Below are 14,081 nucleotides of genomic sequence, written 5' to 3'. Positions count from 1 at the left end.
CGCACGCTCTCCTGCTGCCCCGCGTCGTGGGCTACTGCATGACGGCCATGGCGAGCGCACGGCGGGCGCGCAGCGAGGCGCGCTCGGCCCGGCGCTGCATCCGGCGGGCCACCGCCAGGCGCACGGCCCGTCGTTCCCGCTCGGCCTCGTGCAGCCGCTCGTGCATATGCGCACGAGCCAGGGCTTCTGGGATGAGTTGCATCTCTCGGGTCCTGTTCTGGCGCGAGGCGCTCGCGCCGGTGGTGGTGACACCTGGGATCGCGGAGCCTGCGGGCTCGCTGGTGGACGGCTTCATCGGGGCCTGCTTCGTGGGGTCGTACGTGAGGGGGCGGTCGATCGTTCCTGCGGTGCTCATGCCATGACCGGGTTCTTGCGCGGGCGGCCACGCGGCCGCTTCCGGGCGACGACGACACCCTGGACGAAGAGCTCGCCACCCCAGACGCCCCAGGGCTCACGCCGCTCCTTGGCCCCGGCGAGGCACGCCTCGATCAGCGGGCAGGTGCGGCAGAGGGACTTGGCGTACTCGACGTCGGCCGGCGACTCGGCGAAGAAGACCTCCGGGTCGTAGGAGCGGCAGGGGACGGGTACGCCGAGGTTCTCGATGGCGTCGTCGAGCGCGGTGAGCGCGGTGAGCGGGGTCAAGGTGGAGTCCTCCGTGAGGCCGGGCGGGGGGATCGTGTCGGAAGGCGGTACGGACGGGGCGTGCGCTTCGAGTTGCACGGTTCGTCTTCCTCGTCTGGTCGTTCCGGTCCTGTTGGACCGGTTGTCGGCTGGGTACCGGGTTCTGCTCTGTCCCGAGGCCCCTTCGCTCCGCCATCCCCGTTCGGGGAAAACAGAAGGGCCGCGGATCCCGGATGGGGTTCCGCGGCCCTGAAGGCGCCGGCCTGATCGGCGATCAGGCTGGATCACTCCAGGGTTTTGGCCCACGGAAGGCCCACATCAGGTGGTGCTGCGTCGTCTGCTTCCGGAATCCGGCACCGGCCGCCGCAAAGGCATAGGCCCGTGCCTGTGCCGCTACTGCTTCCAGTGCCTTGGTCGGTCGCTCATTGCGCTCACGGACGGGAAGATCCGCGAGAGACATGGGGGACACCGGACGGACGGCACGGATGCCGGACAGACCGGTGCCCAGGTCGAAGCCGCCGAGCAGACACGTGGAGACGACCGAGCGATCGGTCATTTTGACGGTGCGGATGGAGCTGGTGGTGATGCTGATCACTTCAATCGCCTCCTCTCGGCGTCTCGGGGGACTGGAGGTGAAGCCAGTCCGACGGGTAGCAAGTACAGCACGGAACCGGGGCCTTCGAGAAGGCCGCCGTTCCCGTGCCTAAGAACCTATGGGGATTGCCCGGGCATGCGCAAACTATTTTCTCGACGAGTTCGTATCAGTCGTCGCCGTCCCCTGCCGCACCATCGCGACCTGCGCAGATGGCCAGAACATCGGCCCCGTAGCGGTTGAGCTTGCGGACCCCGACCCCCGGAATACGCGCCAGCTCGCGCTCGTCGCCTGGGGCGGCCTCGGCGATCGCGATCAGGGTTCGGTCGGTGAAGACGCAGAAGGCGGGCTGTCCGCTGCGGTGCGCCTGGACGGCCCGCCACTCGCGCAGCCGCTCGTACAGACCCTCGTCCATGTCGGAGGGACAGTCGTCACAGCGCATCAGTTTCATCTCACCGGCCTCGGACAGCGTGCGTCCGCAGACCCGGCAGCGGGCCGGGGTTCTGCTGGTACGGCGCGGAACGCCGGCCGTAGCGACGGTGCCGAGGCCCCGTTCGACGCCGCCGGCCCCCCCGGTACCGCCGATCGGGGTACGGCCCGCGCCGGACGAGCCGGGTCGGAGCCCGTCGAGGAAGCGGCTGGGCCGCCGGTTGGGGCGGCCGCCGGGTGAGCGGGACAGCGCCCAGGAGACATGGAGCCGTTCCCTGGCGCGGGTGACGCCGACGTAGAGCAGGCGGCGCTCCTCCTCGATCTGCTCGCCGGTCTTCGCGTAGGTGATCGGCATCATGCCCTCGGCGACCCCGACGAGGAAGACGGCGTCCCATTCCAGGCCCTTGGCGGAGTGCAGTGAGGCGAGGGTGACGCCCTGTACGGTCGGGGCGTGCTGGGCGCCGGCCCGCTCGTCGAGTTCCGCCACGAGGTCGGCGAGGGTGGCACCGGGTCTGGCCGCGGCGAAGTCCTGCGCCAGGTTCACCAGCGCGGCCAGGGACTCCCAGCGCTCCCGGGCGGCTCCCGATCCGGCGGGCGGTGCGGCGGTCCAGCCCTCGCCCGAGAGGACGGCGCGCACCTGGGAGGGCAGGTCGACGGCGCCGTCGAGGAGGGTGTCGTTGGCACCGAAACGGGCCGCGCCGCGCAGGGCGATGCCCGCCTTGCGCACCTCGGGACGGTCGAAGAACCGCTCGGCGCCGCGCAGCTGATAGGGCACTCCGGCGTCCGCGAGGGCCTGTTCGTAGATCTCGGACTGCGCGTTGGTGCGGAACAGGACCGCGATCTCGGAGGCGGGCACGCCGGCGGCGAGCAGGTCGCGGATGCGCCGGGCGGTGCCTTCCGCTTCGGCGGGTTCGTCGCCGTATTCGCTGTAGACGGGCTCGGGGCCGGAGGCGCGCTGGGAGATCAGTTCGAGGCGGTGGTCGGCGGCGCGGCCGCGGGCCTGGGCGAGGAGACCGTTGGCGAGGTGGACGACCTGGGGCGAGGAGCGGTAGTCGCGGACCAGTTTGACGACGGTGGCCGCGGGGTGGCGGATGCGGAAGTCGAGGAGGTGGTCCGGGGTGGCGCCGGTGAAGGAGTAGATGGTCTGGCTGGCGTCACCGACGACGCACAGGCTGTCGCGGTCGCCGAGCCACAGCTCCAGCAGGCGCTGCTGGAGTGGGCTGACGTCCTGGTATTCGTCGACCACGAAGTGCTGGTACTGGGCGCGGACCGCGTCCGCGATGTCGTGCCGGTCCTGGAGGATGCCGACCGTGAGGAGCAGGACGTCCTCGAAGTCGATGACGCCGCGGTCGCGCTTGAGGTCTTCGTAGGCGGCGTAGAGCTGAGCGATCTCGGCGGGGTCGCGGGGGGCTTCGCGGCCCGCCTTGGCGGCCGCGGCCGCGTAGTCGGCCGGGACCGTCTGGGTGACCTTGGACCATTCGATTTCGGCGGTGACGTCCCGCAGTTCGTTGCGGTCGAGGCGGACGCGGCAGGCGGCGGCCGCGTCCGCGACGATCTGGATCTTACGGTCGATGATCTTCGGGAGGGTGCCGCCGACGGCTTTCGGCCAGAAGTACTGCAGCTGGCGCAGGGCCGCGGAGTGGAAGGTGCGGGCCTGGACGCCGGCGGCGCCGAGCTGGCGGAGGCGGCCGCGCATCTCTCCGGCCGCGCGGTTGGTGAAGGTGACGGCGAGCACGCTGGAGGGCTGCAGGATGCCGGCGCGGACGCCGTAGGCGATGCGGTGGGTGATGGCCCGCGTCTTGCCGGTGCCGGCGCCCGCCAGCACGCACACCGGGCCGTGCAGGGCGGTGGCCACCTCGCGCTGCTCGGGGTCGAGCCCTTCGAGCACCGCGTCGGCCGAGTCCGGTACTCGCGGGAAGAGGGGGGAGTGCGTTGCTGCTGTCACCCCGCCATGCTGCCAGGCCGACGGAGAAGGGTGCGGCGGTTGTCCACAGGGAGGCGTCTGCGGTCGTACGAATACGGCGGGCGTCTCGTGTGACGCAGTCGGCGGGCCCCTGTCCGGGGCGGCGGGAATGCTGGAAGGTTCACGTATGTTGCCCCCCTCAGCGACCACGCACCCCAAGCCCTGAAGGAGCACGACTGACATGCCGGGCACTGTGACGATGTACAGCACCTCGTGGTGTGGCTACTGCCGTCGGCTGAAGAGCCAGATGGACCGTGAGGGCATCGTGTACGACGAGATCAACATCGAGCGGGACCCGGCGTCCGCGGCGTTCGTGGAGAAGGCGAACGGCGGCAACCAGACGGTTCCGACCGTGCTGTTCCCGGACGGTTCGACGCTCACGAACCCGTCACTGGCGCAGGTCAAGCGGAAGATCGGCGCGTAGGCGGCCGCCGGGCGGTGGCGCTGCCGCGCGGGGCGGTCCCCGGGGTGACCCGCGGGCCGCCTTCTTCGTGTGCCGCGCTCGGCTGTGTCAGACCGTCGCTCTCCTCGGCAGGGGCTTGCCGTACCAGAGCTCGATGAGGCGGGCGGCGATGGAGATGCCGTAGGGCGGCAGGACATCGCCGGAGTCGAAGGCGGCGCGCAGTTCCTCACGGGAGAACCAGCGGGCCTCGTGGATCTCGTCCCCGTCGACGTCGATGTCGGTGGAGGTGGCCCGGGCGAGGAAGCCCAGCATCAGGCTGGACGGGAAGGGCCAGGGCTGGCTGGCGATGTACTCGACCGCGCCGACGGTGATGCCGGCCTCTTCGAAGACCTCGCGGCGCACGGACTGCTCGATGGACTCGCCGGGCTCGACGAAGCCGGCGAGGGTCGAGAAGCGGCCCTCGGGCCAGTGCACCTGGCGGCCGAGCAGGATGCGGTCCTCCTCGTCGATGACGGCCATGATCACCGCGGGGTCGGTGCGCGGGTAGTGTTCGGCGCCGCAGGCGGGGCAACGGCGGATGTGGCCGGCGGCGGCGATGACGGTGCGTTCGCCGCAGCGCGAGCAGAAGCGGTGCATGCGCTGCCAGTTCTCCAGGGCGACGGCGTGCACCATCAGGCCCGCGTCGCGCGGGGACAGCAGCAGGCCGGCCTCGCGCAGGCCGGCCGGACGCGCGGACTGGTCCATACGGCCCGGGAGGGCGTCCTTCTGGAGGGCGAAGTAGCTCACGCCGTCCTCGCCGGTGCCCAGGAAGTAGCGGTGGGCCTCCGTGAGGGGTGCCTCGAAGGAGGGGATCATGACGAGTTCGGTCCGGCCGTCGGGCGTCTCGTCGATGAGGACCTGACCGCCGGAGACCACGAAGCAGCGGGTCGTGGGGTGGCTCCACGCCGCGGCGAGCCATGCCTCGTCGAGGCGGTGGTGGGCGGCCCGGTCGATGCCGCTCGGGGCGGTGAGCGAGATGGGCCGGTCGGCGGTGTGGTCGGTCCAGGTGGTCACGGGTGCTTCCAACTCCCCCGGTGGAACGGTTGTTTCGGCGGGCGGTTCAGCGGGACGTACGGCTGCAGGGGACCGGGTCGGGCGGGCTGGCGGCGTGTGGGGTGGTGCTTCCAGTGTGCCGCGCGGCGCGGCCCGGGCGGGCGGCCGTCCGCCCCACGAGATCGTCAGTCCCCATCGCGCCGGTTCTTCCCCAGGTCACCCCACAGGTATGCGGCGGTCTCGACGCCTTTGAGGAGCAGATCCAGCTCGACCTTCTCGTTGGGGGCGTGCCAGCCGTCGGAGGGGACGGAGATGCCGAGGAACAGCACGGGCGCGCCGAGGACTTCCTGGAGGTCGGCGGCGGGTCCCGAACCGCCCTCACGGGTGAAGCGGACCGGCTGCTGGAAGGCGCGGCCCATGGCGCGCACGACGGACTGGAGGGCGGGGTGGTCGAGGGGCGTCAGACAGGGGCGGGTGGCCGCGCCGAACGTGATCTCATGCCGGATCCCGGGGGGCATTCGGTCGGCGGCCCACGCGCGGACGGCCTTCTCGATGTGCTCGGGGTCCTGGCCTGCGACGAGCCGGAAGGACAGTTTGACCATGGCCGAGGACGGGATGATCGTCTTGCTGCCGGGGCCCTGGTAGCCTCCGCCGATGCCGTTGACCTCGGCGGTGGGGCGGGCCCAGATGCGCTCCAGGGTGGTGTGTCCGGCCTCACCGTGGGTGGCGGTCGAGGCGGCGGTCCGCAGCCACTGCTCCTCGTCGAAGGGCAGTTCGGCGAAGAGTTCGCGTTCGCGGTCCGTGAGGTCGCTGACGCCGTCGTAGAAGCCGGGTATCGCCACGCGCGCGTGTTCGTCGTGCAGGGCGGCGACCAGGCGGGCGGCCGCGGTGGCGGGGTTGGGCACGCCGCCGCCGAAGGATCCGGAGTGGATGTCCTGCCCGGGGCCGTGGAGCCGGATCTCGCACTCGGCGAGGCCGCGCATGCCCGTGCACACGGTCGGGGTGTCCGCGGACCACATGCCGGTGTCGGAGACGATCACGGCGTCGGCGGCGAGCCGGTCCGCGTGCTCCTCGACGAGGGTGCGGAAGTGCGGGGAGCCGGATTCCTCCTCGCCCTCGACCAGCAGCTTCAGGTGCACGGCGGGGGTGGTGCGGCCGGTTGCGGCGAGGTGGGCGCGGACCCCGAGCGTGTGGAAGAACACCTGGCCCTTGTCGTCGGCGGCCCCCCGCGCGTGGAGGCGGCCCTCGCGGATCTCCGGCTCGAAGGGGTCGCTGTCCCAGCCGTCCTCGCGGGCGGCGGGCTGGACGTCGTGGTGGCCGTAGACCAGGACGGTGGGTGCCTGCGGGTCGTCGGAGGGCCATTCGGCGAAGACGGCTGGGGCACCGTCGGTCGGCCACACCTCGGTGGTGGGGAAGCCGGTCTCCCGGAGCTTGGCGGCGAGCCACTCGGCACTGCTCCGCACGTCCGCGGCGTGCTCGGGCTGTGCGGACACCGACGGGATGCGCAGCCACTGCATGAGGTCGTCGAGGAAGGCGGCGCGGTGGTGGTCGATGTACGTGCGGACGGCGCTGTCCGGGGTCTCGCTCATGGTCGCGAGCCTATCGGCCCGCACCGGCGGCCCGGTCCGCCGGTGCCTCGCCGGAGGGCTCCGGCAGCAGTAGCCGCTCCAGTGCCGCCCGGTCCGGGAGCCCCTCGGGGCGTATCACCTCACCGGTTCGGACGTACAGGAACGCGGCCTTGACGGCCTCCAGCGGCAGTCCCTGCTGTTCGGCCCAGGCGAGCCGGTACAGGGCGAGCTGGAGCGGGTCACCGGTGCGAGCGCGGCTGGTCTTCCAGTCGACGATCTCGTACGCCGTCCCGTCGCCGTCGTCCACGCGGTAGACGGCGTCGATGCGTCCGCGCACGACGCGCCCGGCCACGGCGAGCTGGAAGGGCGCCTCGACGCGGTACGGGGTGCGGTGCGCGTACGGGGTGCGTTCGAACGCCTCCTTGAGGGCCTCCAGGTCGCGTTCGTCGGCGATCTCGGCGTCGCTGCCGCCGGGCAGCTCGTCCGGCTCCAGCATGGGCAGCCGCAGTTCCTCGAAGCGGGCCTCGACCCACGCGTGGAAACGGGTGCCGCGGCGGGCCGCGGGCTGCGGCGGACGCGGCATGGGGCGCGCGAGGTCGCGCGCGAGCCCGTCGGGGTCCTCGGCCAGGCGCAGCACCTGGGAGGCGGTCAGCGACGACGGCAGGGGTACGTCGGTGACGCCCGCGCGGGCCCGCAGCAACTCTCCGGTGAGGGCGTCCAGGTCGCGGTCCCAGGAGACGAGGGTGCGGGCCTCCTCGGGGGTGAGCGCCGGGGCTTCCTCGGCCGGGCGCCGACGGGCGTGCGGGACGGTCGCGGTGCCCTCGCCGAGGGGCACGCGCGCGCGGGGTGCCTCCGGCGCCTCCGCCGGGCGGCCGGTGCTCCAGGGGTCCTGGCCGGCGCGGGCCTCTTCCGCCATGGCGTCGCCGGGGGCGTCGTCCTCGGGAAAGTCTTCGCGGAGGTCTTCGCGGAGGTCTTCGGGGACGTCGTACGGGACGCCATCGGCCAAGCCCTCGGGGTACTCGTCCGGGGGTACTTCGGCGTCGTACGGGGCCTCGGCGTCGTACGGGGCCTTGACGTCGTAGGGACTCTCGGTCTCGAAGGGCGCCCCGGTCCCGAAGGGCGCCTCCTCTCGGTAGAGGTCTTCCTCGTCCGGCGGGGGCGGCCATTCCGGGTCGCCGTGCGCCGAGGGGTCGTGGGGGGCCGCCCGGTGGGCACCGCCGGGGGAGGCGATCCGGTCGAGGTGTGCGAGGACGGTCTCGGCGGCGGCCCGGCGGCGGGCGAGCGCCGCCGGGTCCAGCGGGAGGGGCCAGGCGTGGTCGGCGGCGGCCTCCCGCAGCGCCGGGTTCTCCTCGTCCTCCCCGGGCTCGTCGGCCCAGACCTCGATCTCGCCGTACCCGGCGGCGCAGTGCTCGTGGAGCGCCCGGAGGAAGTCCGAGGGCCCGCGGGGCCGCTTCTGGGCGGGGCCCCACCAGTGGCCGGAGCCGAGCAGCAGGGAGCGGGGGCGTGTGAAGGTGACGTAGCCGAGGCGCAGTTCCTCGGTGTGCTGGTGGTCCTTCATGGCCTCGTGGAACGCCTTGAGGCCCCGGGCGTCCCACGTCTCGACGTCGGGCAGGGTGGCGGCGTCGCCCCGCAGGGTGTGGGGCAGCACCTTGCCCTGCGCGGTCCACTTCTCGCGGCCCTGCGTGCTCGGGAAGGTGCCGCTGACCAGGCCCGGAACGGCGACGACGTCCCACTCCAGGCCCTTGGACTTGTGCGCGGTGAGCACCTTGACGGTGTTCTCGCCGCCGGGCAGGGCGTTGTCGAGGCCCTTCTCGTACTGGGCGGCGGTGCGCAGAAAGGCGAGGAACGCCAGGAGGGTGGCGTCCGGGTCGTTGGCGGCGAAGGCCGCGGCGGTGTCCAGGAAGTTGGAGAGGGTCTCGCGGCGGCGGGCGGCCAGCGCGTGCGGGGACGCGGACAGCTCGACCTCCAGGCCGGTGACGGCGAGCACCCGGTGCAGCACGTCCATCAGCGGGTCCGCCAGCGAGCGGCGCAGGTCGCGCAGCTCGGCGGCCAGGCGCGCGAACCGTACGCGCGCGTCGGGCGAGAAGGGCAGCCCGTCGTCCTCCCGGCCGGCCTCCATCGGCAGTTCGAGGAAGGTGTCGAGGGCGTCCGCGAGCGATATCACCTCGGAGGGGTCGATGCCCTCGACGGCCGCGGTGAGCCGGCGGTCGGGGTCGTCGTCGGCGCCCACGCGCGTGTGCGACACGAGCAGCCGGGCGCGCCGGCCCAGGAGGGCGAGGTCGCGCGGGCCGATGCGCCAGCGCGGGCCGGTGAGGAGGCGGACCAGGGAGGCGTTGGCGCCGGGGTCCTGGAGCACCTCGCAGACGGCGACGAGGTCGGCCACCTCGGGCAGGTGCAGCAGCCCGGACAGGCCCACGACCTCCACCGGGATGTCGCGGGCGACGAGGGCGCCCTGGATCCGGGGGAAGTCGGTCGCGGTGCGGCACAGTACGGCGATCTCGCCGGGTGCCGTGCCGGTGCGGACGAGGTGGGCGAGGGAGTCGGCGATCCAGTCGATCTCCTCGGCGTGGGTGCGCAGCAGGGCGCAGCGGACCCGTCCGTCGCGCTCGGCGCCGGGGGCGGGGCGCAGGGCCTGCACACCCGCGTGCATGGCGCGCAGCGGTCCGGCGAGGCCGTTGGCGAGGTCGAGGAGCCGGCCGCCGCTGCGGCGGTTCTCGCTGAGGGCCTGGCGGGTGGCGGGGCGGCCGTCGGCGTGCGGGAAGTGTTCGGGGAAGTCGTCGAGGTTGGCGACGGACGCGCCGCGCCAGCCGTAGATGGCCTGGCAGGGGTCGCCCACGGCGGTCACGGGATGGCCGGTGCCGCCGCCGAACAGTCCGGCCAGCAGGACGCGTTGGGCCACGGACGTGTCCTGGTACTCGTCGAGCAGGACCACGCGGAACTCGTCGCGCAGGATGCGGCCCACGTCGGGCAGGGCGGCGAGGGCCGCGGAGAGGGCGATCTGGTCGCCGAAGTCGAGGAGGTCGCGTTCGCGCTTGGCGGCGCGGTAGCGGTCCACCAGGTGGGCCAGTTCACGGCGGGCGGCGGCCGTCTCGGGGACCTTGCGCAGGTCGGCGTTGGTGAGTCTGACGCCCTCCAGGGTGCGCAGCAGGTCGGCGTCGTACGCGCGCACGTCCTCGGGTCGTACGAGGTGTTCGGACAGTTCGGAGTCGAGGGCGAGGAGGTCGCTGACCAGGTCGGGGAAGGAACGGGTCAGCGCCGGGTAGGGGCCGGGGGCCTCGCGCAGCACCCGCGCGGCGAGCTGGTAGCGGGTGGCGTCGGCGAGCAGGCGCGAGGCCGGTTCGAGCCCGATGCGCAGTCCGTGGTCGGTCAGCATCCGGCCCGCGAAGGCGTGGTAGGTGGAGATCACCGGCTCGCCCGGCGGGTGGTCGGGGTCGGCCGCGTCCGGGTCGGTGACGCCGGCCCTGACGAGCGCCTTGCGCACGCGTTCGGCGAGCTCGCCGGCCGCCTTGTTGGTGAACGTCAGGCCGAGGACCTGTTCCGGGGCGACCTGGCCGGTGCCGACCAGCCACACCACGCGGGCCGCCATCACCGTGGTCTTGCCCGATCCGGCTCCGGCCACGATCACCTGCGGAGCGGGCGGTGCGGTGATGCAGGCCGTCTGCTCCGCGGTGAACGGGATGCCGAGGAGCTCCTTGAGCTGCTCGGGATCGGTGATACGGGCGGGCATGTCGCAGAAGGCTAGCCGCGACCACTGACATCGCGTGTCCGGCCGCCCCGGCAGGCCGGCGGAGGCCCTGGTCGGACGGCATGGTGCCGTCCGTCACAGGGGTGTTCTCACTCCACGACGTGACGGCCCTCGGGGCGCGCGCTGCAGGAGGCCCGGAACGCGCAGTGCGTGCAGTGCTGCCCGGCGGTCGGTGAGAAGCGCTCGTCGAGGACCTTTCCCGCGGCGGTGGCCAGGAGCCGGCCGGCCCACTCACCCTCCAGGGGTTCCTGGGTCTGCACCTTGGGGAGGGTGTCGCCACCGTCCTTCTTGGCGGCGCCCTGGCGCAACTGCACGAGTTCGGCGCCGCCGGGCTCCGGGCGCCGGCCGTCGAACGCCTCGTCGACGGCGCCCTCGCGCACGGCGAGCTGGTAGACGGCGAGCTGCGGATGGCGGGCCACCTCGGTGGCGCTGGGCGCCTGCTTGCCGGTCTTGAAGTCGACGACGTAGGCGCGGCCTTCGGCGTCCGCCTCGACGCGGTCCATGGAGCCGCGGATGCGCACCCGGTAGTCGCCCGCTTCGAGAGTGACGTCGAAGTCGTGCTCGCTCGCCACCGGGGTGCGCCCGGGCCGGGCGCCGTTGGAGTCGACGTGCCACTTCAGGAAGCGTTCGAGCGCCACGCGCGCGTTGTCCTTCTCCTGTTCGGACTTCCACGGTGCGTCGAAGGCGAGTGCGTTCCACACCGAGTCGAGGCGCTCCATGAGGACGGCGAGGTCGGCGGGGGTGCGCCCGGAGGCCACCTCGTCGGCGAGGACGTGCACCACGTTGCCGAAGCCCTGGGCGGCGGTCGCGGGCGCGTCGGCCTTCACCTCGCGGCCCAGGAACCACTGCAGGGCGCAGGTGTTCGCGAGCTGGTCGAGGGCGCTTCCGGAGAGCACGACGGGCTGGTCCCGGTCGCGCAGCGGCACCTTGCTCTCGGTCGGGTCCCACATGCCCCACCAGCGGTAGGGGTGCGCGGCCGGCACCAGGGGCCGGCCGTCCTCGTCGGTGAGCGCGGCGAGCCGGGCCAGCCGGTGCGCGGCGGCCTGCCTGAGGGCGTCGGACGCGTGCGGGTCGACGGTCGTGGCGCGCAGCTCGGCGACGAGAGCGGCGACGGACAGCGGGCGGCGCGGGCGGCCGGTGACGTCCTTGGGTTCGACGCCGAGCTCGGTGAGGAAGCGGGAGGGCTGGTCGCCGTCGTCGGCGGGGGCCTTCACGGCGGTGACGACGAGGCGTTCACGCGCGCGGGTGCAGGCCACGTAGAACAGGCGTCGTTCCTCGGTCAGCAGGGCACCCGGGGTGAGGGGCTGGGCGAGCCCGTCGCGGCCGATGCGGTCGGCCTCCAGCAGGGAGCCGCGGCGGCGCAGGTCGGGCCACAGGCCCTCCTGGACCCCCGCGACGACGACCAGGCGCCACTGCAGGCCCTTGGAGCGGTGCGCGGTCATCAGGCGTACTGCGTCGGGGCGCACGGCCCGGCGGGTGAGCGTGTCGGCGGCGATGTCCTGGGCCTCGATCTCCTCCAGGAAGTTGAGGGCGCCCCGCCCGCCGGTGCGCTCCTCCGCGCGCGCGGCGGTCGCGAACAGGGCGCACACGGCGTCGAGGTCGCGGTCGGCGTTGCGCCCGGCCGCACCGCCGCGCCGGGAGGCGCTCTCCAGCCGCCGGGGCCACGGTGTGCCCTCCCACAGCTCCCAGAGGGCCTCCTCCGCCGTGCCGCCGCCCGAGAGCCGCTCCCGTGCCGTCCTGAGCAGTGCGCCCAGGCGCTGGGCCCCGCGCGCGTACGCCGGATCGTGCGCCACCAGCCGCTCCGGCTCGGCCAGCGCCCGTGCGAGCAGTTCGTCCGAGGGCGGGGGTACGGGGTTGCCGGCCGCCCGCTCCTCCTCGCGCAGGGCACGGCCCAGGCGGCGCAGGTCGGCGGCGTCCATCCCGCCGAGCGGGGAGGCGAGGAGGGTGAGCGCGGTCTCCGTGTCCAGCCAGCACTCCTGTGGCCGTCCACCGTCGTGGGCCGTGTCCGCGGGCCGGCCGCCGCGCGCACCGCCGTCCGGGGCGGGCGTCTTCGCGGGCGCCGGTGCGCCGGCGTCGGGGGTGGGAGTTCCGGCGGGCGACGGTCCGTCGGCGTCCCCGGTCTCCCCCGTCTCCCCGGTCTCCCCCGTCTCCGCGGCGTCCCTGGTGCCCCCGGGCTCCCCGGCGTCCCCGGTCTCCCCGGTGTTCCCGGTGTTCCCGGTGTTCCGTTCCGCGGGCGCCCGTACGCCGGCCGGGTCGCCCGCACGCGCGCGTGCCTCGTCGCCGCCGGCCGGGTCTCCCGTACGCGCGCGCACGTCGTCGCCGTCGCCCGACACCACCGCCCGCGCCACCGCCCGCAGGGCCGTGAGCAGCGGGGTCACGGCCGGCTCATGCCGCAGCGGCAGGTCGTCGCCGTCGATGTCCAGGGGGACCCCGGCGGCTGTCAGGACCCGGCGGACCGTCGGGATCGTGCGCGCTCCGGCACGCACCAGGACGGCCATCTCGCCCCACGGGACCCCGTCCTCCAGGTGCGCTCGCCGCAGGATGTCGGCGACGTTGTCCAGCTCCGTGCCGGGCGTCGGGTACGTGTACGCCTCGACACGGCCCCCCTCCCGTACCGCGGCGAGCTGCCGGTGGGCGCGCACCTGCTCCGCGGGAAGGCGGGTCAGCGGCATGCGCTGGGCCAGCAGCCGGGTGGCGGCCAGGAGGGCGCCGCCGGAGCGGCGGGACGTCCTGAGGACCTCCACGGGAGCCGGGGTGCCGTCCGCGCGCCGGAAGGCGTACGGGAAGTCGAGGATGCCGCCCACGTCGGCGCCCCGGAACGCGTAGATCGACTGGTCGGGGTCGCCGAAGGCCACCAGGGTCCGGCCGCCGCCCGCGAGGGCCTGCAGCAGGCGCGTCTGCGCCGGATCGGTGTCCTGGAACTCGTCCACGTAGACCGCGTCGTACTGGGCGGCCAGCCGCTCGGCGATCCGGGGACGGCGCGCCAGCAGCACCGCCCGGTGGACCAGCTCCGCGTAGTCGATCACTCCCTGGAGGTCGAGGACGTCCAGGTACTCGGCGAGGAAGGCGGAGGCGGCCTCCCAGTCGGGGCGGCCGATGCGCTCGGCGAAGCGGCGCAGGGCGTCCGGGCCGAGTCCGAGTTCGCGGCTGCGTGCCAGCACCGCGCGGACCTCGTCGGCGAAGCCGCGCGTGGTCAGGCAGGCACGCAGCTCGTCGGGCCAGCGCACGTGCGCAAGACCGAGCCGTTCCAGGTCCGGCTGCCCGGCGAGCAGCTCGCGCACCGCCACATCCTGCTCGGGTCCGGACAGCAGGCGGAGCGGCTCGACGAAGAGGCCACTGTCCTGGTGGGCGCGGACCAGGGCGTAGCAGAACGAGTGGAACGTGGTGGCCTGCGGGGCGTGTGCCGGGCCGGCGCGCAGGGCCATCCGGTCGCGCAGGTCGACGGCGGCCCTGCGGCTGAACGTCAGGACCAGGATGCGCTCGGGGTCGACGCCGCGGCCGATCCGGGCGGCCACGGACTCGACGAGCGTGGTGGTCTTGCCGGTACCCGGGCCTGCGAGAACGAGCAGCGGACCCGCCTCGTGGTCAACCACCGTGCGCTGTGCTGCGTCCAGTCGAGGGGGATCCATCCGGGCCGGCGGGGTACGCACCAGTCGGTAAGCGCCACGGCTCCCCTGCCGCACCCGGGGGTGCGGCAGGCGCCTGGTGGAGGAAGAGGAGCTCACGTG

9 protein-coding genes are annotated in these 14,081 nt (G+C 73.7%); 1 reads left to right on the top strand and 8 read right to left on the bottom strand.

The annotated features are described in order from the left end of the window. Positions 1 to 31: 31 nt before the first annotated feature. The 4 genes from ACZ79I_RS26640 to ACZ79I_RS26625 all read right to left on the bottom strand — a co-directional run bounded on the left by ACZ79I_RS26640 (position 32) and on the right by ACZ79I_RS26625 (position 3,587). The gene (locus tag ACZ79I_RS26640) at positions 32 to 355 is read right to left on the bottom strand and encodes a hypothetical protein (protein WP_471500123.1); all 324 of its coding nucleotides are present in this window, start codon (positions 353 to 355) and stop codon (positions 32 to 34) included. Beyond that, positions 352 to 720 carry a WhiB family transcriptional regulator gene (locus ACZ79I_RS26635; RefSeq protein ID WP_471500121.1) on the bottom strand — a complete coding sequence of 123 codons (369 nt, stop codon included), beginning with the start codon at positions 718 to 720 and terminating at the stop codon, positions 352 to 354. Before ACZ79I_RS26635 ends, ACZ79I_RS26640 begins: the two co-directional genes overlap by 4 nt. Before the next feature lie 175 nt (positions 721 to 895). Continuing rightward, positions 896 to 1,216 carry a hypothetical protein gene (locus ACZ79I_RS26630; RefSeq protein ID WP_471500119.1) on the bottom strand — a complete coding sequence of 107 codons (321 nt, stop codon included), beginning with the start codon at positions 1,214 to 1,216 and terminating at the stop codon, positions 896 to 898. Positions 1,217 to 1,382: 166 nt separating this feature from the next. Further along, the gene (locus ACZ79I_RS26625) at positions 1,383 to 3,587 is read right to left on the bottom strand and encodes an ATP-dependent DNA helicase UvrD2 (protein ID WP_471500117.1); all 2,205 of its coding nucleotides are present in this window, start codon (positions 3,585 to 3,587) and stop codon (positions 1,383 to 1,385) included. A gap of 199 nt (positions 3,588 to 3,786) precedes the next feature. Between ACZ79I_RS26625 and ACZ79I_RS26620 the strand changes: the two genes are divergently transcribed. After that, positions 3,787 to 4,029 (top strand): mycoredoxin, encoded by a 243-nt coding sequence (locus ACZ79I_RS26620; RefSeq protein ID WP_471500115.1) that lies wholly within the window; start codon positions 3,787 to 3,789, stop codon positions 4,027 to 4,029. An 87-nt stretch (positions 4,030 to 4,116) separates the two neighbouring features. Here the strand turns inward: ACZ79I_RS26620 and nudC are convergent, their stop codons facing one another. The 4 genes from nudC to ACZ79I_RS26600 all read right to left on the bottom strand — a co-directional run bounded on the left by nudC (position 4,117) and on the right by ACZ79I_RS26600 (position 14,078). Continuing rightward, a complete protein-coding gene (nudC, locus tag ACZ79I_RS26615; RefSeq protein ID WP_471500113.1) occupies positions 4,117 to 5,061 on the bottom strand; it encodes an NAD(+) diphosphatase in 945 nt (314 codons plus the stop codon). A gap of 164 nt (positions 5,062 to 5,225) precedes the next feature. Next, entirely contained in the window at positions 5,226 to 6,629 is a 1,404-nt protein-coding gene (locus ACZ79I_RS26610; RefSeq protein ID WP_471500111.1) for a dipeptidase, read from the bottom strand. Positions 6,630 to 6,639: 10 nt separating this feature from the next. Beyond that, positions 6,640 to 10,335 carry an ATP-dependent helicase gene (locus tag ACZ79I_RS26605; protein WP_471500109.1) on the bottom strand — a complete coding sequence of 1,232 codons (3,696 nt, stop codon included), beginning with the start codon at positions 10,333 to 10,335 and terminating at the stop codon, positions 6,640 to 6,642. A 107-nt stretch (positions 10,336 to 10,442) separates the two neighbouring features. Continuing rightward, a complete protein-coding gene (locus ACZ79I_RS26600) occupies positions 10,443 to 14,078 on the bottom strand; it encodes an ATP-dependent helicase (RefSeq protein ID WP_471500107.1) in 3,636 nt (1,211 codons plus the stop codon). Between the last annotated feature and the right edge of the window lie 3 nt (positions 14,079 to 14,081).

The organism is Streptomyces sp. PSU-S4-23, from assembly GCF_055632315.1.
The sequence above is the reverse complement of the archived record's forward strand: the minus strand, read 5'-3'. Positions and strand labels throughout refer to the sequence as shown.